This is a genomic window from Pseudomonas xanthosomatis (assembly GCF_019139835.1).
Classification (GTDB): domain Bacteria; phylum Pseudomonadota; class Gammaproteobacteria; order Pseudomonadales; family Pseudomonadaceae; genus Aquipseudomonas; species Aquipseudomonas fakonensis.
This window is the reverse complement of the sequence record NZ_CP077075.1, coordinates 4,581,341-4,600,000: the sequence shown is the minus strand read 5'-3', so window position 1 is coordinate 4,600,000 and position 18,660 is coordinate 4,581,341. Positions and strand designations below refer to the sequence as shown.

General features: G+C 62.4%; 18 protein-coding genes, 2 tRNA genes and 2 rRNA genes. 13 read left to right on the top strand and 9 right to left on the bottom strand.

What is annotated here, in order from left to right; translation table 11 throughout:
• Positions 1–45 precede the first annotated feature (45 nt).
• From KSS93_RS20270 to rrf, 4 genes are all read left to right on the top strand, one after another.
• A tRNA-Ile gene (locus KSS93_RS20270) sits at positions 46–122 on the top strand.
• 26 nt (positions 123–148) lie between these two features.
• Positions 149–224 (top strand) — tRNA-Ala (locus KSS93_RS20265).
• Positions 225–469: 245 nt separating this feature from the next.
• A 23S ribosomal RNA gene (locus KSS93_RS20260) occupies positions 470–3,362 on the top strand.
• 144 nt (positions 3,363–3,506) lie between these two features.
• Positions 3,507–3,622: ribosomal RNA gene (rrf, locus tag KSS93_RS20255) — 5S ribosomal RNA — on the top strand.
• A 136-nt stretch (positions 3,623–3,758) separates the two neighbouring features.
• Here the strand turns inward: rrf and KSS93_RS20250 are convergent.
• Positions 3,759–4,625 carry a universal stress protein gene (locus KSS93_RS20250; protein WP_217885693.1) on the bottom strand — a complete coding sequence of 289 codons (867 nt, stop codon included), beginning with the start codon at positions 4,623–4,625 and terminating at the stop codon, positions 3,759–3,761.
• A 156-nt stretch (positions 4,626–4,781) separates the two neighbouring features.
• Here KSS93_RS20250 and KSS93_RS20245 point away from each other — a divergent pair, with 156 nt between their 5' ends.
• Positions 4,782–5,399 (top strand): MiaE family protein, encoded by a 618-nt coding sequence (locus tag KSS93_RS20245; protein WP_217885692.1) that lies wholly within the window; start codon positions 4,782–4,784, stop codon positions 5,397–5,399.
• A gap of 6 nt (positions 5,400–5,405) precedes the next feature.
• Here the strand turns inward: KSS93_RS20245 and KSS93_RS20240 are convergent, their stop codons facing one another.
• On the bottom strand, positions 5,406–5,726 hold the full coding sequence (locus tag KSS93_RS20240) for an ElaB/YgaM/YqjD family protein (protein ID WP_217885691.1): 321 nt from the start codon (positions 5,724–5,726) through the stop codon (positions 5,406–5,408).
• A gap of 129 nt (positions 5,727–5,855) precedes the next feature.
• Here KSS93_RS20240 and KSS93_RS20235 point away from each other — a divergent pair, with 129 nt between their 5' ends.
• On the top strand, positions 5,856–6,119 hold the full coding sequence (locus tag KSS93_RS20235) for a hypothetical protein (RefSeq protein ID WP_217839376.1): 264 nt from the start codon (positions 5,856–5,858) through the stop codon (positions 6,117–6,119).
• A 1-nt stretch (position 6,120) separates the two neighbouring features.
• Here KSS93_RS20235 and KSS93_RS20230 read toward each other — a convergent pair whose 3' ends face one another.
• Together KSS93_RS20230 and KSS93_RS20225 are read right to left on the bottom strand one after the other, a co-directional pair.
• A complete protein-coding gene (locus tag KSS93_RS20230; RefSeq protein WP_217885690.1) occupies positions 6,121–6,585 on the bottom strand; it encodes an LEA/WHy family protein in 465 nt (154 codons plus the stop codon).
• A gap of 76 nt (positions 6,586–6,661) precedes the next feature.
• A complete protein-coding gene (locus KSS93_RS20225) occupies positions 6,662–7,552 on the bottom strand; it encodes a LysR family transcriptional regulator (RefSeq protein WP_217885689.1) in 891 nt (296 codons plus the stop codon).
• Positions 7,553–7,654: 102 nt separating this feature from the next.
• On the opposite strand from KSS93_RS20225, the gene KSS93_RS20220 reads away from it, so the two are divergent.
• The 6 genes from KSS93_RS20220 to KSS93_RS20195 all read left to right on the top strand — a co-directional run bounded on the left by KSS93_RS20220 (position 7,655) and on the right by KSS93_RS20195 (position 13,239).
• Positions 7,655–8,734, top strand: a complete 1,080-nt coding sequence (locus KSS93_RS20220) for an extracellular solute-binding protein (protein WP_217885688.1) — start codon at positions 7,655–7,657, stop codon at positions 8,732–8,734.
• Between the two features lie 15 nt (positions 8,735–8,749).
• Entirely contained in the window at positions 8,750–9,709 is a 960-nt protein-coding gene (speB, locus tag KSS93_RS20215) for an agmatinase (protein ID WP_217885687.1), read from the top strand.
• Between the two features lie 140 nt (positions 9,710–9,849).
• Positions 9,850–10,173, top strand: a complete 324-nt coding sequence (locus KSS93_RS20210; RefSeq protein ID WP_217885686.1) for a hypothetical protein — start codon at positions 9,850–9,852, stop codon at positions 10,171–10,173.
• 20 nt (positions 10,174–10,193) lie between these two features.
• On the top strand, positions 10,194–11,342 hold the full coding sequence (locus KSS93_RS20205) for a PQQ-dependent sugar dehydrogenase (protein WP_217885685.1): 1,149 nt from the start codon (positions 10,194–10,196) through the stop codon (positions 11,340–11,342).
• 212 nt (positions 11,343–11,554) lie between these two features.
• The gene (gene zapE / locus KSS93_RS20200; RefSeq protein WP_217885684.1) at positions 11,555–12,646 is read left to right on the top strand and encodes a cell division protein ZapE; all 1,092 of its coding nucleotides are present in this window, start codon (positions 11,555–11,557) and stop codon (positions 12,644–12,646) included.
• 14 nt (positions 12,647–12,660) lie between these two features.
• Positions 12,661–13,239, top strand: coding sequence for a DinB family protein (locus tag KSS93_RS20195; protein WP_217885683.1), 579 nt, complete (start codon positions 12,661–12,663; stop codon positions 13,237–13,239).
• Between the two features lie 133 nt (positions 13,240–13,372).
• Here KSS93_RS20195 and KSS93_RS20190 read toward each other — a convergent pair whose 3' ends face one another.
• From KSS93_RS20190 to trhP, 5 genes are all read right to left on the bottom strand, one after another.
• On the bottom strand, positions 13,373–14,371 hold the full coding sequence (locus tag KSS93_RS20190; RefSeq protein ID WP_217885682.1) for an alpha/beta fold hydrolase: 999 nt from the start codon (positions 14,369–14,371) through the stop codon (positions 13,373–13,375).
• A 75-nt stretch (positions 14,372–14,446) separates the two neighbouring features.
• The gene (locus KSS93_RS20185) at positions 14,447–14,884 is read right to left on the bottom strand and encodes a YqaA family protein (RefSeq protein ID WP_217885681.1); all 438 of its coding nucleotides are present in this window, start codon (positions 14,882–14,884) and stop codon (positions 14,447–14,449) included.
• A complete protein-coding gene (locus KSS93_RS20180) occupies positions 14,884–15,312 on the bottom strand; it encodes a DUF411 domain-containing protein (RefSeq protein ID WP_217885680.1) in 429 nt (142 codons plus the stop codon). Before KSS93_RS20180 ends, KSS93_RS20185 begins: the two co-directional genes overlap by 1 nt.
• Before the next feature lie 284 nt (positions 15,313–15,596).
• Positions 15,597–16,049, bottom strand: a complete 453-nt coding sequence (locus tag KSS93_RS20175) for a copper resistance protein B (protein WP_225917225.1) — start codon at positions 16,047–16,049, stop codon at positions 15,597–15,599.
• An 87-nt stretch (positions 16,050–16,136) separates the two neighbouring features.
• Positions 16,137–17,471 (bottom strand): prephenate-dependent tRNA uridine(34) hydroxylase TrhP, encoded by a 1,335-nt coding sequence (trhP, locus tag KSS93_RS20170; protein ID WP_217885679.1) that lies wholly within the window; start codon positions 17,469–17,471, stop codon positions 16,137–16,139.
• Between the two features lie 124 nt (positions 17,472–17,595).
• Here trhP and KSS93_RS20165 point away from each other — a divergent pair, with 124 nt between their 5' ends.
• Positions 17,596–18,660, top strand: coding sequence for an AI-2E family transporter (locus KSS93_RS20165; RefSeq protein ID WP_217885678.1), 1,065 nt, complete (start codon positions 17,596–17,598; stop codon positions 18,658–18,660).

Here is an 18,660-nt window from a genome sequence, read left to right as displayed (position 1 = left end):
CTTGATTCATTGTGTAAAGACGATGCTGTAACGCGACCCTGTTATAGGTCTGTAGCTCAGTTGGTTAGAGCGCACCCCTGATAAGGGTGAGGTCGGCAGTTCAAATCTGCCCAGACCTACCAATTACTTGGTGCGGCCTAGGTTATACGGGGCCATAGCTCAGCTGGGAGAGCGCCTGCCTTGCACGCAGGAGGTCAGCGGTTCGATCCCGCTTGGCTCCACCACTCTTTCAGGTTTCGCAGCACTGTTCAGAACTTAGAAATGAACATTCCGGTGTGAATGTTGATTTCTGACTTTTGTCAGATCGTTCTTTAAAAATTCGGATATGTGATAGAAATAGACTGAATGCCAGTTTCACTGCTGGTTATTCAGGCTAAGGTAAAATTTGTGAGTTCTGCTCGAAAGAGCGACGTACGAATTTTCGGCGAATGTCGTCTTCACAGTATAACCAGATTGCTTGGGGTTATATGGTCAAGTGAAGAAGCGCATACGGTGGATGCCTTGGCAGTCAGAGGCGATGAAAGACGTGGTAGCCTGCGATAAGCTTTGGGGAGTCGGCAAACAGACTGTGATCCAGAGATCTCTGAATGGGGGAACCCACTCAGCACAAGCTGAGTATCTTGTACTGAATACATAGGTGCAAGAGGCGAACCAGGGGAACTGAAACATCTAAGTACCCTGAGGAAAAGAAATCAACCGAGATTCCCTTAGTAGTGGCGAGCGAACGGGGACCAGCCCTTAAGCTGGTTTGAGATTAGTGGAACGCTCTGGAAAGTGCGGCCATAGTGGGTGATAGCCCCGTACACGAAAATCTCTTGCCAGTGAAATCGAGTAGGACGGAGCACGAGAAACTTTGTCTGAACATGGGGGGACCATCCTCCAAGGCTAAATACTACTGACTGACCGATAGTGAACCAGTACCGTGAGGGAAAGGCGAAAAGAACCCCGGAGAGGGGAGTGAAATAGAACCTGAAACCGTATGCGTACAAGCAGTGGGAGCCTACTTTGTTAGGTGACTGCGTACCTTTTGTATAATGGGTCAGCGACTTATATTCAGTGGCGAGCTTAACCGAATAGGGGAGGCGTAGCGAAAGCGAGTCTTAATAGGGCGCTTTAGTCGCTGGGTATAGACCCGAAACCGGGCGATCTATCCATGGGCAGGTTGAAGGTTAGGTAACACTGACTGGAGGACCGAACCGACTACCGTTGAAAAGTTAGCGGATGACCTGTGGATCGGAGTGAAAGGCTAATCAAGCTCGGAGATAGCTGGTTCTCCTCGAAAGCTATTTAGGTAGCGCCTCATGTATCACTGTAGGGGGTAGAGCACTGTTTCGGCTAGGGGGTCATCCCGACTTACCAAACCGATGCAAACTCCGAATACCTACAAGTGCCGAGCATGGGAGACACACGGCGGGTGCTAACGTCCGTCGTGAAAAGGGAAACAACCCAGACCGTCAGCTAAGGTCCCAAAGTCATGGTTAAGTGGGAAACGATGTGGGAAGGCTTAGACAGCTAGGAGGTTGGCTTAGAAGCAGCCACCCTTTAAAGAAAGCGTAATAGCTCACTAGTCGAGTCGGCCTGCGCGGAAGATGTAACGGGGCTCAAACCATGCACCGAAGCTACGGGTATCACCTTTGGTGATGCGGTAGAGGAGCGTTCTGTAAGCCTGTGAAGGTGAGTTGAGAAGCTTGCTGGAGGTATCAGAAGTGCGAATGCTGACATGAGTAACGACAATGCGAGTGAAAAACTCGCACGCCGAAAGACCAAGGTTTCCTGCGCAACGTTAATCGACGCAGGGTTAGTCGGTCCCTAAGGCGAGGCTGAAAAGCGTAGTCGATGGAAAACAGGTTAATATTCCTGTACTTCTAGTTATTGCGATGGAGGGACGGAGAAGGCTAGGCCAGCTTGGCGTTGGTTGTCCAAGTTTAAGGTGGTAGGCTGAAATCTTAGGCAAATCCGGGATTTCAAGGCCGAGAGCTGATGACGAGTGCTCATTAGAGCGCGAAGTGGTTGATGCCATGCTTCCAAGAAAAGCTCCTAAGCTTCAGATAACTAGGAACCGTACCCCAAACCGACACAGGTGGTTAGGTAGAGAATACCAAGGCGCTTGAGAGAACTCGGGTGAAGGAACTAGGCAAAATGGCACCGTAACTTCGGGAGAAGGTGCGCCGGCGAGGGTTAAGGACTTGCTCCGTAAGCCCATGCCGGTCGAAGATACCAGGCCGCTGCGACTGTTTATTAAAAACACAGCACTCTGCAAACACGAAAGTGGACGTATAGGGTGTGACGCCTGCCCGGTGCCGGAAGGTTAATTGATGGGGTTAGCGCAAGCGAAGCTCTTGATCGAAGCCCCGGTAAACGGCGGCCGTAACTATAACGGTCCTAAGGTAGCGAAATTCCTTGTCGGGTAAGTTCCGACCTGCACGAATGGCGTAACGATGGCGGCGCTGTCTCCACCCGAGACTCAGTGAAATTGAAATCGCTGTGAAGATGCAGTGTATCCGCGGCTAGACGGAAAGACCCCGTGAACCTTTACTATAGCTTTGCACTGGACTTTGAGCTTGCTTGTGTAGGATAGGTGGGAGGCTTTGAAGTGGGGACGCCAGTTCTCATGGAGCCATCCTTGAAATACCACCCTGGCAACCTTGAGGTTCTAACTCAGGTCCGTTATCCGGATCGAGGACAGTGTATGGTGGGTAGTTTGACTGGGGCGGTCTCCTCCCAAAGAGTAACGGAGGAGTACGAAGGTGCGCTCAGACCGGTCGGAAATCGGTCGTAGAGTATAAAGGCAAAAGCGCGCTTGACTGCGAGACACACACGTCGAGCAGGTACGAAAGTAGGTCTTAGTGATCCGGTGGTTCTGTATGGAAGGGCCATCGCTCAACGGATAAAAGGTACTCCGGGGATAACAGGCTGATACCGCCCAAGAGTTCATATCGACGGCGGTGTTTGGCACCTCGATGTCGGCTCATCACATCCTGGGGCTGAAGCCGGTCCCAAGGGTATGGCTGTTCGCCATTTAAAGTGGTACGCGAGCTGGGTTTAGAACGTCGTGAGACAGTTCGGTCCCTATCTGCCGTGGACGTTTGAGATTTGAGAGGGGCTGCTCCTAGTACGAGAGGACCGGAGTGGACGAACCTCTGGTGTTCCGGTTGTCACGCCAGTGGCATTGCCGGGTAGCTATGTTCGGAAGAGATAACCGCTGAAAGCATCTAAGCGGGAAACTTGCCTCAAGATGAGATCTCACTGGGATCTTGAATCCCCTAAAGGGCCGTCGAAGACTACGACGTTGATAGGTTGGGTGTGTAAGCGCTGTGAGGCGTTGAGCTAACCAATACTAATTGCCCGTGAGGCTTGACCATATAACACCCAAGCAATTTGTGCGTGAGCCGAATTGTGGTGGTGAAGACGAAAGAACCGAAAGTTCACAACGTCAGCAAGAACCGCAAATATCGCATATCCGAATTCGCTGGGCTGTTCATCTGAACGGACTGGCTACCGAATTTCTTGACGACCATAGAGCATTGGAACCACCTGATCCCATCCCGAACTCAGCAGTGAAACGATGCATCGCCGATGGTAGTGTGGGGTTTCCCCATGTGAGAGTAGGTCATCGTCAAGATTCATTTCGCAAAACCCCTATCTGCGCATGCAGGTAGGGGTTTTGTCTTTGTGCGGCGGAAAACCAGAGCCCCGCTATGCGGCCCGCCCAGGCAACGCACATACCTGCCAAGGCCCTATCGCCGGCAAGGTGGCTCCTACAGATCGCGCGCCAGTTCTGCCAGGTGCGCTGTCGCTTCCTCGCTCTTGAGCACCAGTACATCGCCTTCCAGCAAGTCGAGCACTACCTCCGAGGTATTACCTATCAAGGCGCCGGAAATTCCGGTACGAGCCACTGTGCCGATTACCGTGACCACTGCATCGAGTTTCTTTTCGATATGAGGAATCAGCACATCAGCGGGCCCTTCGGCGACATGCAGCCGATCCTCACTGATATCGAACTCGGCCTGAAACGCACTGCAGGCTTCTCGATAGCGCTTCTCGATGGTCTCACTGAGCTGGTACACCGGGTCCGATGCCGCAAGCATGGGGGAGGGGTGGGCACTGATAACGTGCAGTGCACCCTTGGCCAGCCCGGCAATGTCATAGCCATGGTCGATGATGCTGGCGTGCAGGCGCCGGTGGTCCTCGTCCTGATTGCCCACATCTACCGCAGTCAGAATGACCCCACCCGTCCAGGGCCGCTCGCTCTTCACCATCAGCACCGCGCTTGGGCACTCGCGCAGCAGCTTCCAGTCACTGGGCGTCAGTAATGCCTTGCGCAACGGGTTGTCCGGCCGGTGTTCCTTGATGACCAGCTCGCAGCCTTCGGCCTGCTGCACGTAAATGATCGACTTGTGCAGGCTCTCCTTCCATTTCTGCTCATGGGTGACGTTGTCATACCCATCATCATGCAGCTGGCTGCTCAAAAGGCTGAGCAGCGCGCTGTGATCCTGCTTCTTGTCACACATCAGCAAGTGCAGGCGTGCGCCCGTCACCCCGGCAATCAGCTTGGCACGGGTCAGTGCGCGGCTATGGGCGTGTTCAGGGTCGAGGACAACAAGGATGCTGCGAACGGCTTGCATGGGTGTGAGCTCCCTTCAAAATGGCAACCAATGCCTGACTATAGTCGGCACGCTTCAGGTCGCCGCTTGACGTACATCAAGCATAGCCACTGGCACTGGCTGTCGCCCCCGGTATAATCGCGGGCTTTGTCTTTGCCCTGTGCGATTGTGAGTGCCATGTCCCTGATTCCCGAAATCGAAGCCTTCCTCGGCTGCCGCACCCCGGATGCCTGGATTGAAGCGGCGCTCGCCGACCAGCAAACCCTGCTCATCGACCACAAGAACTGCGAGTTCAAGGCTGCCAGCACGGCCCTGAGCCTGATTGCCAAGTACAACTCGCACCCGGAACTGATCCACATGATGTCGCGCCTGGCCCGTGAGGAGTTGGTGCACCACGAGCAGGTGCTGCGCTTGATGAAGCGTCGTGGTGTGCCGCTGCGGCCAGTGTCGGCCGGGCGCTATGCCTCGGGCCTGCGTCGCCTGGTGCGCGCCCACGAGCCGGTCAAGCTGGTCGACACGCTGGTGGTAGGGGCGTTCATCGAGGCACGTAGCTGCGAGCGTTTCGCGGCCATTGCGCCGCACCTGGATGAAGAACTCGGCAAGTTCTACAACGGCCTGCTCAAGAGCGAGGCGCGTCACTATCAGGGTTATCTGAAACTGGCTCACCAGTACGGTGATGCCGATGACATCGCCCGGGTCGTGGAACTGGTTCGCGAGGCAGAGGCCGAGCTGATCCTGTCGCCCGACCAGGAGATGCGCTTTCACAGCGGCATCCCCATGGCTTTGGCTGCTTAGTACAGGCTACTGGCGGCGCCCCAGCAACAGGCCCACCACAAGGCCAAATCCGGCAGAGATAGCTACCGTCTGCCAGGGGTGGCCACCGATGTACTCGTGGGTCGCGTCTACCACCGGCTGCGCCCGCTGCCCGAGCCGGCTGGTGGCCTGGCGCGCCTGGCGCAGCTTCAGACCCAACTGGGCGCGCAGGCTGTCGGCTTCCTCGCCTACCAGTGCAGCGCTGTCGCTGAGCAGTTTTTCCGATTCTTCGATCAATGCCTGAAGCTCGCTGAATACCTGGTCCTTGATCTGGTCATTGTCGGCTTGCGCGGCGGTTTTCCTGGCCATGTACACATCCTCGTGAAGGGTTGGGGTTGAACAGTGGATGCCGCTGCGTCCGGAAAGTTGCAGCGGCTTACCGACGCCCGACCGCTACAGTGTAAGATAGCGGCCATTTTTACAGCGGCAGGAATACCCATGAGTTTCAATCTGGCCAACATGAGCTTTCAGGAACGGGCGCAGATCGAGGCAGAAAAAGCCCGGTTGTTCGACTACTGGCAGAACAACCTGGGCAAGGCCAAGGGCGAAGCGGGCCGGCTGATCGCCGAGAAGCCGCGGCGCAAGGGCAAGTGGGCGGAGTGGGTACGGGCAGAGCTCGACGGCATGTCGCCGCCTGAGTTCACCAGCCTGGTGCGCAGCGAAGTCAACAAGATGATGGCCGCTGCCAACGCAGGCCGCTGAGTCAACCGCCTGTGGCATCTGGCAGGTCGAGCCTGCCTTCGTCAGTGAAACGCACCGTCCCCAGTGGGCCGCCTGCCAGCTTGCCACGCAGCACATAGGGCAGCCCCTGCAGCGACTCCACCTGGCTCAGGCCATAGGCCTGGCGTAGAAAGGCGAAGGCAGTGATGCTCACCGGCACCACGATCACCTGCTCGCCATAGCGGCCGATATGCCCGCGCTGGTCGCTGACACCCGCGGCCAGCGGCTGGTCGTTGACCTCCAGGTTCAGGGCGATGCCGTTGAAGTCCACCGGCGTTTCGTTAGGGTTCTGCACGCGGATCTTCACCGCCATGCGCAGCTCCAGGTCCTGCCCAGGCAATGGCTCTATACCAATCACGCTGATGTTCAACGGATCACGCCCCTGAAACAGCGCACAGCCGCTAAACCCCAGGCTTAACAACACTATCAAGCACCATCGGCCAATCATCGCGCCCCCAAAGTCCAAATGCGCCCCTGCAGAAGCCGGCTTGCCGGCGATAGGGCCCTCACAGCCCCACCATACCTCAAGCAAAAACCGTCACCAAATCCTCCACAAAGGCCACCAGCGCTTCTTCCGCCACTTGCCCGCGATGCCGCGCCAAAGTGAACGGCACCACAAAATCCAGCCCAGGCTCCAGCGCCCGCAGAAGGCCCTGCACCTCCCACGGCTCGGCACAATGGCAGGGCAGGTAACCAATATGCCTTCCTGACAGGATGAACGTCAGCGCACTGTCGATCTGCTCTGCCACAGCCATGCTGCGCAAGCTGCGAAACGGCTCGCCCTGTTTCAGAAAGCGGTAGGGGTGATGCACCTGATCCGCCTCCTGCAGTTGCTCGCGAGTTGGCTGCGCCACCTCGAACAATGCGTGCCCCTTGCCGCAATACAGCCGTTGGCGCTCCTCGAACAACGGCTGGTAGTCGAACGCTGCCTGGCTGCCGGAAAAGTAGCTGATCGCACAATCCAGCCGCTGCTCCAGCAGCAAGCGCTCGAGCTCTGCCGGAGGCGCGCTGGTCAGCTCGAGCTGCACGGCTTCATCACGCTGACGAAAACGCGCGATAGCCCGGGCGATGCGCAGGGTCACGCCCGCATCCTGGTTCTCTGCAAGCCCGATGCGCAGCGTGCCGAGCAGGCGCCCGGCCACGCCGTTGGCCTGCTGGCGAAACTGCTCGATCTGCAGCAGCAGCCCACGGGTTGCCTGCAGCAGCAGCTCGCCCTTGTCGGTCAGGCGAAAGCCGCGCTTGCCACGGCTGCACAGGCGGTAGCCCAGACGCGTCTCCAGCTTGGCCATCTGCTGGCTGATGCTGGGCTGGCTGAGCCCCAGCACCCCTTGGGCGGCACTGAAGCCGCCGGCCTCGGCTACAGTGACGAACAGCCGCAGCAGGTGCAGGTCGAGGTCGTGGAGTTGCCCAAGCATCACATTGCTCCTGGTGAATGTCAGCATTGCACAGTTGCCATTTTTGCAATGTAACCCGACAGGCATGCTGGCGGCATCCACCCACTCGTCGAGGTGCCCGCCATGCGTCGAACGTTGTGCTTGCTGTCGCTGTTGATCGCCCTGCCGCTGCAGGCCAAAGAAAAAGTCGTCAACCTGTACAGCTGGGCCGACTACGTCGCCCCGCAAACCCTGAAGCGCTTCGAAGAGGAAACTGGCTACAAGGTCCGCTACGACACCTTCGACACCACCGAAGTGCTGGAAACCAAGTTGCTCACCGGTGCCAGCGGCTACGACGTGGTGGTGCCCTCGGCCACGGTGCTGGCCCGCGCCTTGAAGGCCGGAGCCCTGCAGCCGCTGGACGCCCAGGCCATGCCAGGCTACGCCAACCTCGACAAGGACCTGCTGGCCAAGCTGGCCGAAGCCGATCCCGGCAACCGCCACGCCGTGCCCTACACCTGGGGCACCCTGGGGTTGGGCATCAACGTCGAAGCCGTGCACAAGCGCCTGGGGAACGTGCCGCTGGACAGCCTCGACCTGCTGTTCAAGCCCGATTACGCCAGCCGCCTGAAGGATTGCGGCATTGCCATGCCAGATTCTCCCCAGGAGGTGATCGGCCTCACCCTCAACTACCTGGGCAAGGACCCGTACAGCCAGAACAAGGCCGACCTCGACGCCGCACAACAGCTGCTGCAGCAGTTGCAGCCCTCGGTCAGCTACGTGGCCAACGGCCGTCAGATCAATGACCTGGCCAACGGCAGCGTATGCCTGGCGCTCACCTACAACGGCGACGCCGCCATGGCCGCCGAGCAGGCACGCCGGGCCGGCAAGCCGTTCGAGCTGATCTACCGCATCCCCCGCGAGGGCACCCTGGTGTGGCAGGACAACCTGGTGATCCCCAAGGGCGCCCCGCACCCCGAGGCCGCCCGCGCGTTCATCGCCTTCATGTTGCGCCCGGAGTCGGTGGCCGCGCTCACCAACACCCTTTACTTCGCCAATGCCAACCAGGCCGCCACGCCGCTGGTGGACGAGGCGATCCGCAACGACCCGGACATCTACCCACCCGCCGAAGTGCGCCAGCGCCTGTTCGCCGACCGCAGCATGGCACTGGCCGACCTGCGCCAGCGCAACCGCCTGTGGACCGCCTTCCGTACCCGCCAATAAGAAAAGGAGCACAGCGTGGAACTTGCCCAGGACAACGACCAGGCCATCACTCGCGACAGCCTCTACGGCACAGCCGCCGAAAGCACCTATGCCGGCATCACCAGTTTTTCCCGGCGCCTCTACAGCCGCGACCTGCGTGGCGTCGACGTGGTGGTCAGCGGCGTGCCGTTCGACACCGCCACCAGCAACCGCCCCGGGGCGCGCTTCGGCCCGCGGGCGATCCGCGCCGCCTCGGTGCAGCAGGCCTGGGCCCGGCACTGGCCGTGGGCGTTCGACCCGTTCGACCACCTGGCGGTGATCGACTACGGCGACTGCGCCTTCGACAGCGGCACCCCCGAGTCGGTACCCGGCAGCATCCAGGCCCACGCCGAACGCATCCTCGACGCCGGCTGCGCCATGCTCACCCTCGGTGGCGACCACTTCATCAGCTACCCGCTGCTCAAGGCCCATGCCCGCCGCCATGGCCCCCTGGCGTTGATCCACTTCGACGCCCACAGCGACACCTGGCCGGACGAGGAGGGGCGTATCGACCACGGCACCATGTTCTGGCATGCCGCCCGCGAAGGCCTGGTGGACCCGTCCCGCTCCATACAGGTGGGCCTGCGCACCACGAACGACGACAGCCAGGGCTTCGCCATCCTCGACGCCCGCCAGGTGCACCGCCAGGGTACCGAGGCCATGGTCGCGGCGATTCGACAGCGGGTCGGCGACACCCCGGTGTACCTGACGTTCGACATCGACTGCCTGGACCCGGCCTACGCCCCCGGCACCGGCACCCCGGTATGCGGCGGCCTGAGCACGGTGCAGGCGCTGGAAATCCTCGGCGGGCTGCGCGGCATCAACCTGGTGGGGATGGACCTGGTGGAGGTGGCCCCGGCCTACGACCATGCCGACATCACCGCCCTGGCCGGCGCCACCCTGGCCATGGAAATGCTTTGCCTGTACGCCGCCCGCCACAAGGTGGACCCAATCTGACCACGCCCTGCAGGCGCCGGCTTGCCGGCGATCAGTTACCCCACTGAAACATCAGGAAAGCATTCACACTTTTGCATCGAACCCTGCGCGCCGTAGGCTATCCAACGCCCAGGCGCGCCATTTCGTACAGGAGGTGAAGCATGAATCCTACATTGCCAACCCTGGCGCTCGGCCTACTGCTGAGCCTGCCCCTGCACGCCGCGCCTGAGGCGCCACCCCTGTTGCTGGCCGCCAGCGACAGCAACAACCCCTACAACAGCCCCATCCAGCGTGCCAACCCCAACAGCCGCCAGGGCAGCGTGCCCGCCACACCACCGGTGCGCGGCCCGTCCACCCAGCCCAACCCGCGACCGCCGACCCTCGACAACCGCGGAATCGGCAATGGCGACAACCTGCGCCGCCAGCAGCAAACCCCCAACCTGGAACCCACCCGGCCGCCACGTGATTCGCAGCGCGTGCCTTGAGCCCTTCGAAGGAACCGAGCATGACCCCACGCACCTGGTTGACCACCCTGGCCGCTGCCAGCCTGTTCCCCCTGCTTGCCCAGGCCGCCGCCGAGCAGCAATACCCCAGCGAAGAGGGCCAGTTGACCGTCAGCACCGTCGCCGACGGCCTGCGCAACCCCTGGGCGCTGGCCTTCCTGCCCGGTGGCAAGGATATGCTGGTCACCGAGCGCCCGGGCAACCTGCGCATCGTCAACGCCCAAGGCAAGGTCGGCCCGCCGCTGGCCGGGGTGCCCAAGGTGTGGGCCGAAGGGCAGGGCGGCCTGCTCGATGTGGTGCTCTCGCCCGAGTTCAGCAAGGACCGCACGGTGTATTTGTCGTACGCCGAAGAGGGCAGTGACGGCAAGGCCGGCACCGCTGTAGGCCGCGGCCAGCTGTCCCAGGACCAGGCGCGCCTGGAAAACTTCACGGTGATCTTCCGCCAGCAGCCCAAGCTGTCGGTGGGCAACCATTTCGGCTCGCGCCTGGTGTTCGACCGCAACGGCTACCTGTTCATTGCCCTTGGCGAAAACAACCAGCGCCCCACCGCCCAGGACCTGGACAAGCTGCAGGGCAAGATCGTGCGCATTCTGCCCGACGGCGAAGTACCCAAGGACAACCCCTTCGTCGGCCGTGACAACGTGCGCCCGGAAATCTGGTCGTTCGGCCACCGCAACCAGCAGGGTGCGGCGCTCAACCCCTGGACCGGCAAGCTCTGGACCCACGAGCACGGCCCGCGCGGCGGCGACGAGATCAACATCCCCGAACCCGGCAAGAACTACGGTTGGCCGATCGCCACCCATGGCATCAACTATTCGCTGCTGCCGATCCCCGAGGCCAAGGGCAAGCACGTCGATGGCATGGTCGACCCGCACCATGTCTGGGAGAAGTCGCCCGGCATCAGCGGCATGGCCTTCTACGACAACCCGACATTCAAGGCCTGGGGGCACAACCTGTTCATCGGTGCGCTGGCGACCCAGGAACTGATCCGCCTGCAACTGGACGGCGACAAGGTGGTGCATGAAGAACGCCTGCTGGGTGAACTGAAAGCGCGCATCCGCGACGTACGGGTAGGGCCGGATGGCTACCTGTACGTGCTGACCGATGCCAAGGACGGTGCGCTTTTGAAGGTCGGTCTGCAGGAGGGATAAAGTCCTCTGTTAGCCTACAAGGGCCTCTTCGCGGGTAAATCCGCTCCCACAGTGATCGCATGATCTTCAAGCCTGCGCAGTACCTGCAGGAGCCGGCTTGCCGGCGATGAGGCCGGCACAAGACACAGGCTTGTACCGGCCCCTGTGGGAGCGGGTTTACCCGCGAAGAGGCCGGCACTGTCGTACCATAGTGCTTTTGCCACTGCGCCCCCATGACCCCCGAATCCCTCTACCAGCAGGCTTTGAACGAACGCGGCTTCGCCCCCGACCCCGCCCAGGCTGCCGCCGTCAGTGCCCTGCAAGCCTGCTTCGGCGCCCTGCAACAAGGCCGCACACCCCAGGGCCTGTACCTCTGGGGCCCGGTGGGCCGCGGCAAGACCTGGCTGATGGACCTGTTCCACCGCTGCCTGAGCGTTCCGGCCCGGCGCCAGCACTTTCACCACTTCATGGCCTGGGTCCACCAGCGCCTGTTCCAGCTCAACGGCACCGCCGACCCGCTCCAGGCCCTGGCCCGCGAGCTGGCCGGTGAAATCCGCGTGCTGTGTTTCGACGAACTGTTCGTCAGTGATATCGGCGACGCCATCATCCTCGGGCGCCTGTTCCAGGTACTGTTCGATCAGGGCGTCGTCGTGGTCGCCACCTCCAACCAGCCGCCAGGCCAGCTCTACCTCGATGGCTTCAACCGTGGACGCTTCCTGCCGGCCATTGCCGCCATCGAGCGGCACATGAAGGTGCTGGCAGTGGCCGGCGAACAGGACCACCGCCTGCACCCCGGCGCAGCCCACCAACGCTATTGGGTTGCGCAGCCTGAGGCGCTGGCGACGGTGTTCGATCAACTGAGCCCCCAAGACCCTGGCAGCCAGCAGCCGTTGCAGGTGGGTGCGCGCCAGGTCCGTGTGGTGCGCCACAGCCCCCAGGCCCTGTGGTGTCGCTTCGCCGACCTGTGCGAGCACCCCCTGGCCGCGATGGACTTCATGGCCCTGTGCGACCGCTTCCCGGCCATTCTGGTGGGTGGCATCCCCGCGCTCAGCGGCGCTCAGCAGGCCGGGCGCATCGCCCGTGGTACCGAAGACGGTGCCGCGCGGGTAGTGGCGGGCGACCGCGAGCTGCCCACGCTGGCGCCCAAGGATGACAGCGTGCGCCGCTTCATCGCCCTGGTGGACGAATGCTACGACCGGCGCGTGGCGCTGTACCTGGAAGCCGAAGTAGCGCTGGATGCGCTCTACACTCAAGGGTATCTGGCGTTCCCGTACCAACGGACCCTGAGCCGGCTGCGGGAGATGCAACTGCAACGCTTCGCCTGAAGGAGGAGCCGACCATGGACCCGCTGTCACATCATCTGCTGACCCAGGCCTGCAACAACGGCTGGGCCAACCACCGCCTGTACAAGGCCTGCCTGCAACTGACCCAGGACGAGTTCGTAGCCCCCCGCTGCAGCTTCTTCCCCTCGATCAAGGCCACCCTCAACCACCTGTTGACGGTGGACTGGTTCTACCTCGATGCGCTGGAGTGCGAGCAGCGCGGTGCAGCGCCCGACCCGGACGGCGAGCGCTTCTTCCAGCCTGAACAGCCCTTTGCTACCTGCACCGACCTGCAAGCGCAACAGACTCAGGCCGACCAGCGCCTGATTGCCTATTGCCGGCAGTTGCATGACGACCAACTGGCGCGCTACGTGAGTATCGTGCGGCCGGACCGGGTGCAGCGCGAACAGCGCCTGCGCCTGTTGGCTCACCTGTTCGAGCACCAGATCCACCACCGCGGCCAGGTGCACGCGATGCTCAGCGACACGGCCGTACGGCCACCGCAACTGGATGAGTTTTTCTGTGAAGAGGAGGCCGGCCTGCGGGCCGATGACTTCGCCGAACTGGGCTGGACCGAGGAGCAAGTCTGGCGCTGAGCCACAGCACAATATCTCAAGGGCTGGAGCGCCCCTTGTAGGAGCCGGCTTGCCGGCGATGAGGCCCGCCCAGGCGATCGAGCAAGCCGTGCCGGCCCCATCGCCGGCAAGTCGGCTCCTACAGAGGCCAGTATCAGCGGTTCAGCCAGCCAACCAACGCCTGGTGAAACTTCGCCGGCTCTTCGATCTGCGGCGCATGCCCCAGCCCCTCGAAGGTCACCAGTTCCCCCTGCGGGATCATCTTCGCCACCTGTGGCCCCAGCACCTTGTATTTGCCGAGAGTGGCCTTGACCTCGGGCGGCGCGATATCGCTGCCGATCGCCGTGCTGTCCTGGTCACCCACCAGCAGCAGGGTCGGCATCTTCAGGTCTTTGAATTCGTGCACCACCGGTTGGGTGAAGATCATGTCGTAGATCAGCGCCGAGTTCCACGCCACCGCCTCGTGCCCCGGGCCCTTGTTCAGGCCTACCAGCATCTGCACCCAGCGTTCGTATTCAGGCTTCCAGCGCCCGGCGTAGTAAGTGTTGCGCTCGTAGTTGCGCACCCCATCGGCATCCAGCTTCAGCTCCCGGGCGTACCACTGGTCCACGGTGCGGTAGGGCACGCCCAGCGCTTTCCAGTCTTCCAGGCCAATGGGATTGACCATGGCCAGGCGCTCCACCTGCTGCGGGTACATCAGCGCGTAACGGGTGGCCAGCATGCCGCCGGTGGAGTGGCCCAGCACGACGGTTTTGTCGACCCCAAGCTTGGCCAGCAGCGCATGGGTGTTGTCGGCCAGTTGCTGGAAGCTGTACTGGTAGTGCGCCGGCTTGCTCGACGTGCAGAAGCCCACCTGGTCCACGGCAATCACCCGATAGCCCGCCTGGCTCAGGGCGTCGATGGTGGTTTCCCAAGTGCCGGCGCAGAAGTTCTTGCCATGCATCAGCACCACGTTGCGGCCATTGGCCTTGCCCTTGGCCGGCACGTCCATGTAGCCCATCTGCAGGGCCTGGCCCTGGGACTGGAAGTCGAAGTGCTTGAGTGGGTGGGGGTAGGCGAAGCCTTCAAGTTGCTTGCCATAGGTGGGCGATTCGGCGGCGATGGTGCTGCCTGCGGTCAGGCAGGCCAGGGCCAGGGCGGTTGCGCGCAGCATGGGGGCACTCCGTGTAGGGCCATGTAGGAAAAGGCGACTTTAACAGTCGGTAGACCGAGCCCCGCGTGAAAGGTGTTACCCGGTGTGAAACCAGCCCAGGGTAATTACCGCCAGCACCAGGTAGCGCGCGCCCTTGGCCAGGGTCACCAGCAGCAAAAAGCGCCAGAACGGCTCGCGCATGATCCCGGCGATCAGCGTCAGCGGGTCGCCGATCACCGGCATCCAGCTGAGCAGCAGCGACCACTGCCCCCAGCGCTGGTAGCGCTGCTGCGCGCGCTCCAGCTGGCTGGCGCTGAACGGGAACCAGCGCCGCTCACGCAAATGCTCGATGGCCCGCCCCAGCAGCCAGTTGACCACTGAACCCAGCACATTGCCGAGGGTGGCCACCAGCAGCAACGTGGCCCAGGCATCGGGGGTGCGCAGCAGCAGGCCCACCAGCACCGCTTCCGATTGCAGCGGCAGCAGGGTGGCGGCGCCGAAGGCACTGAGAAACAGCGCCCAGAGGCTTAGCATCAGTATTCGGCGACCACGGTGTCCTCGCCGGCCTGGGTCACGCCGATGACCTGGTAGGCATCCTTGTGCTCACCCATCTCCATGCCCGGCGAGCCCATCGGCATGCCCGGTACCGCCAGCCCCTTGAGGTCGTCGCGTTTGGCCAGCAGGCGCACCTGTTCGGCCGGCACATGGCCCTCGACGAACTTGCCGTTGATCACGCCGGTGTGGCACGAAGCCAGGCGCGGCGCCACACCCAGACGCTGCTTGACCGCGCTCATGTTCGGCTCGACGTGGTCGTTGACCTTGAAGCCGTTGTCACTCAGGTGCTTGATCCACGCCTTGCAGCAACCGCAATTGGGGTCGCGATAAACGTCGATGGTCTCGCCCGCCTGGGCCAGGCCGGTGAAGGCCAGCAGGGCGAGGGGCAGCAGATGTTTGCGTGGCATGGTGAAGTTCCTGAAAAACAAAGATATGGTTCATTGGCAATATGCCGCCCTGGTGGGGTTGGTACGCGGGAGTAAAGCGCGCAAGCAACGGTCTTGCTCAATGTCTAAAAGCTGGCGCGATCCCTGTGCGAAGCGGCCTTGTGTCGCGATTGGGCTGCGCAGCAGCCCCGGCAATTTTGCATGAGGCCGAGACCTTGGGGCCGCTTCGCGCCCCAATCGCGACACAAGGCCGCTTCCCACAGAGATCGCGAAGCCTTCAAACCTGTAGGAGCCGGCCTGCCGCTTCAAAAACGCAACCGCACCCCCGCCACCCAACGCACCTGCCCGGTATCCTCGCCATCCTCCCGGGCCAGTTCGGCGCGGCTGCCGTGCAAGCGGTTGAAACTGACCCCCACATAGGGCGCAAAACCACGGCTGACCTCATAACGCAGGCGCAGCCCGAACTCGCTGTCGGCCAGCCCCGCCCTCTGTTCGCGGCCGGCATCGTCACGGCCAAAGAAGTTGGCTTTGACCTTCGGCTCCAGCACCCAGCGGTTGGTCAGCAGGATAGCGTACGCAGCCGCCAGGCGCAGCGCGCTCTGCTGTCGCTCGCCGGCATAGGCCGTGTCAGCAAGCTCCATGCCGGCCGCCAGGGCCCGCTCGCTGGCCAGCAATGCGCACAGCGCCACGCCCGTGGCCAGGCGCCGGTAGGGCGCATGGCGTGCTCTTGATGGCAGGTTACCTTGATCGCGGGGCAAGCCCGCTCCCACGGCCCCGCGGTGGGGCCTGCCACGATGTTGCGGGCCAGCCCCTGTCAGCCACCTGAAGCGCAGATTACAGATCAGTCAGCCAGCGGCCTCGTCGTTGCCCAGGTCTCGCATCAGCAGGCCGAACTCCAATGGCACCTGCTCGGGGACCGGCAGGTACACCACGTGCCCGTCACCCGGCGCCACCTCGATAGCCTGCTGCTGACGATCACACAGGCGGCCCAGGTCGAAGTGGTAGTTGCCGTTCGGGGTCATCAGCTCGAGGTGGTCACCCACGGCGAAGCGGTTCTTCACCTTGACTTCGGCCAGGCCGTTCACCCGCACACCGGTCAGCTCGCCGACGAACTGCTGGCGCTCCGACACCGAGTTGCCGCGCTGGTAGTTCTGGTACTCGTCATGCACGTGGCGGCGCAGAAAACCCTCGGTGTAGCCGCGCTGGGCCAGGGATTCGAGGTTGTCCATCAAGCCGCGGTCGAACGGCCGCCCGGCCGCCGCGTCGTCGATGGCCTTACGGTACGACTGCACGGCGCGGGCGCAGTAGAAGTGCGACTTGGTGCGGCCCTCGATCTTCAGCGAGTGCACGCCCATGCGGCTCAGGCGCTCGACGTGCTGGATGGCGCGCAGGTCCTTGGCGTTCATGATGTAGGTGCCGTGCTCGTCTTCGAACGCCGGCATTTCCTCACCCGGGCGGTTGCTTTCCTGCAGCAGGAACACCTGGCTGGTGGGCGCACCGAGGCCCAAGGTCGGCTCGACCTCACGCACGATGTCGCCAGTGGCGTTCTCGCTGGCCGCAGTGGCCTGGTACTTCCAGCGGCAGGCATTGGTGCAGCTGCCCTGGTTGGCATCACGCTTGTTCAGGTAACCCGACAACAGGCAGCGGCCCGAATAGGCCATGCACAGTGCGCCGTGCACGAACACCTCCAACTCCATGCCGGGCACCTGCTGGCGGATCTGTTCGATCTCCTCCAGCGACAGCTCCCGCGACAGGATCACCCGGGCCAGCCCCATGCGCTGCCAGAACTGCACGCTGGCCCAGTTCACCGTATTGGCCTGTACCGACAGGTGCACCGGCATCTGCGCGAAGTGCTCGCGCACCAGCATGATCAGCCCGGGGTCGGACATGATCAGCGCATCCGGGCCCATTTCGATCACCGGCGCAAGGTCCTTGAGGAAGGTCTTGAGCTTGGCGTTGTGCGGGGCGATGTTGACCACCACGTAGAAGCGTTTGCCGAGCGCATGTGCCTCGCGGATGCCCTCGGCGAGCGTGGCGTGGTCGAAGTCGTTGTTGCGCACCCGCAGGCTGTAGCGCGGCTGGCCGGCATACACCGCATCGGCGCCGTAGGCGAAGGCGTAGCGCATGGTCTTGAGGGTGCCGGCAGGGGCCAGCAGTTCGGGCGAGGCGGACGGGGTCATGGTGCGCACCGGGGGCAAAAGGCGCGGATGCTACGGGCTGCACTCGCTGCCGGCATTGACCTGGGTCAACGGCACTTTTGCCCGCGCTGCGAGCACTAAGCTGTTGAGCCCCCGAGGAATGCCCATGAACGAAACCGCTCTGCAGAACAAAGCCCTGACCGTGCTGCTGGCCCTGGTCACCATCGCCTTCATCTGGATCCTGCTGCCATATTACGGCGCGATCTTCTGGGCAGTGATCCTGGCCATTTTGTTTGCGCCCCTGCAGCGCCAGTTGCTGATGCGCTTCGAGCGCCGGCGCAACCTGGCCACCGCCGCCACCCTGACCATTTGCCTGTTGATCGCGATCCTGCCGGTGATCGTCATCAGCGCGCTGCTGGTGCAGGAGGGCGCCACCCTGTACCAGCGCATCGAAAGCGGCCAACTGGACATCGCCGGCTACATCGAGCGCGGCAAGGACATGCTGCCGGCCTACGCCCAGCACGCCCTGGACCGCTTGGGCATGGGCAACCTCGACGGCCTGCGCGACAAGATCACCAAGTGGGCTACCCAAGGCAGCCAGTTCCTCGCCAGCCAGGCCTTCAGCTTCGGCCAGGGCACCTTCGACTTTCTGGTGAGCTTCGGCATCATGCTGTACCTGCTGTACTTCTTCCTGCGCGAGGGCGCGGAGCTTGCGCGCAAGGTGCGCCAGGCGGTGCCGCTGCCTGAGCAGCAAAAGCGTCGCCTGCAACTGAAGTTCAAGCGCGTGGTGCGCGCCACGGTGAAGGGCAACCTGCTGGTGGCCATCACCCAGGGCGCACTGGGCGGGTTCATCTTCTGGGTGCTGGGTATTCCCAGCGCGCTGGTGTGGGCGGTGCTGATGGCGTTTTTGTCGCTGCTGCCTGCGGTGGGCGCGGGTATCGTCTGGGCGCCGGTGGCGGCGTACTTCCTGCTCACCGGGGCAATCTGGCAGGGCATCGTGCTGACCGCTTTTGGTGTGCTGGTGATCGGCCTGGTGGACAACCTGCTGCGACCGATCCTGGTGGGCAAGGACACGCGCATGCCCGACTACCTGATTCTGGTTTCGACCCTCGGCGGGCTGGCGGTGTTCGGCCTCAACGGCTTTGTGATCGGGCCGCTGATCGCGGCGCTGTTCATTTCCAGCTGGGCTATTTTCGCGGCGAACAAACCGCAGGTGCAGTTGCCCTCCTAG

Bases quoted from the DNA above. Each gene is read 5' to 3' on its own strand.
- KSS93_RS20250 (WP_217885693.1), bottom strand. From the start codon at position 4,625: ATGCAAGCCGTTCGCAGCATCCTTGTTGTCCTCGACCCTGAACACGCC.
- KSS93_RS20245 (WP_217885692.1), top strand. From the start codon at position 4,782: ATGTCCCTGATTCCCGAAATCGAAGCCTTCCTCGGCTGCCGCACCCCG.
- KSS93_RS20240 (WP_217885691.1), bottom strand. From the start codon at position 5,726: ATGGCCAGGAAAACCGCCGCGCAAGCCGACAATGACCAGATCAAGGAC.
- KSS93_RS20235 (WP_217839376.1), top strand. From the start codon at position 5,856: ATGAGTTTCAATCTGGCCAACATGAGCTTTCAGGAACGGGCGCAGATC.
- KSS93_RS20230 (WP_217885690.1), bottom strand. From the start codon at position 6,585: ATGATTGGCCGATGGTGCTTGATAGTGTTGTTAAGCCTGGGGTTTAGC.
- KSS93_RS20225 (WP_217885689.1), bottom strand. From the start codon at position 7,552: ATGCTTGGGCAACTCCACGACCTCGACCTGCACCTGCTGCGGCTGTTC.
- KSS93_RS20220 (WP_217885688.1), top strand. From the start codon at position 7,655: ATGCGTCGAACGTTGTGCTTGCTGTCGCTGTTGATCGCCCTGCCGCTG.
- KSS93_RS20210 (WP_217885686.1), top strand. From the start codon at position 9,850: ATGAATCCTACATTGCCAACCCTGGCGCTCGGCCTACTGCTGAGCCTG.
- KSS93_RS20205 (WP_217885685.1), top strand. From the start codon at position 10,194: ATGACCCCACGCACCTGGTTGACCACCCTGGCCGCTGCCAGCCTGTTC.
- zapE (WP_217885684.1), top strand. From the start codon at position 11,555: ATGACCCCCGAATCCCTCTACCAGCAGGCTTTGAACGAACGCGGCTTC.
- KSS93_RS20195 (WP_217885683.1), top strand. From the start codon at position 12,661: ATGGACCCGCTGTCACATCATCTGCTGACCCAGGCCTGCAACAACGGC.
- KSS93_RS20190 (WP_217885682.1), bottom strand. From the start codon at position 14,371: ATGCTGCGCGCAACCGCCCTGGCCCTGGCCTGCCTGACCGCAGGCAGC.
- KSS93_RS20185 (WP_217885681.1), bottom strand. From the start codon at position 14,884: ATGCTAAGCCTCTGGGCGCTGTTTCTCAGTGCCTTCGGCGCCGCCACC.
- KSS93_RS20180 (WP_217885680.1), bottom strand. From the start codon at position 15,312: ATGCCACGCAAACATCTGCTGCCCCTCGCCCTGCTGGCCTTCACCGGC.
- trhP (WP_217885679.1), bottom strand. From the start codon at position 17,471: ATGACCCCGTCCGCCTCGCCCGAACTGCTGGCCCCTGCCGGCACCCTC.
- KSS93_RS20165 (WP_217885678.1), top strand. From the start codon at position 17,596: ATGAACGAAACCGCTCTGCAGAACAAAGCCCTGACCGTGCTGCTGGCC.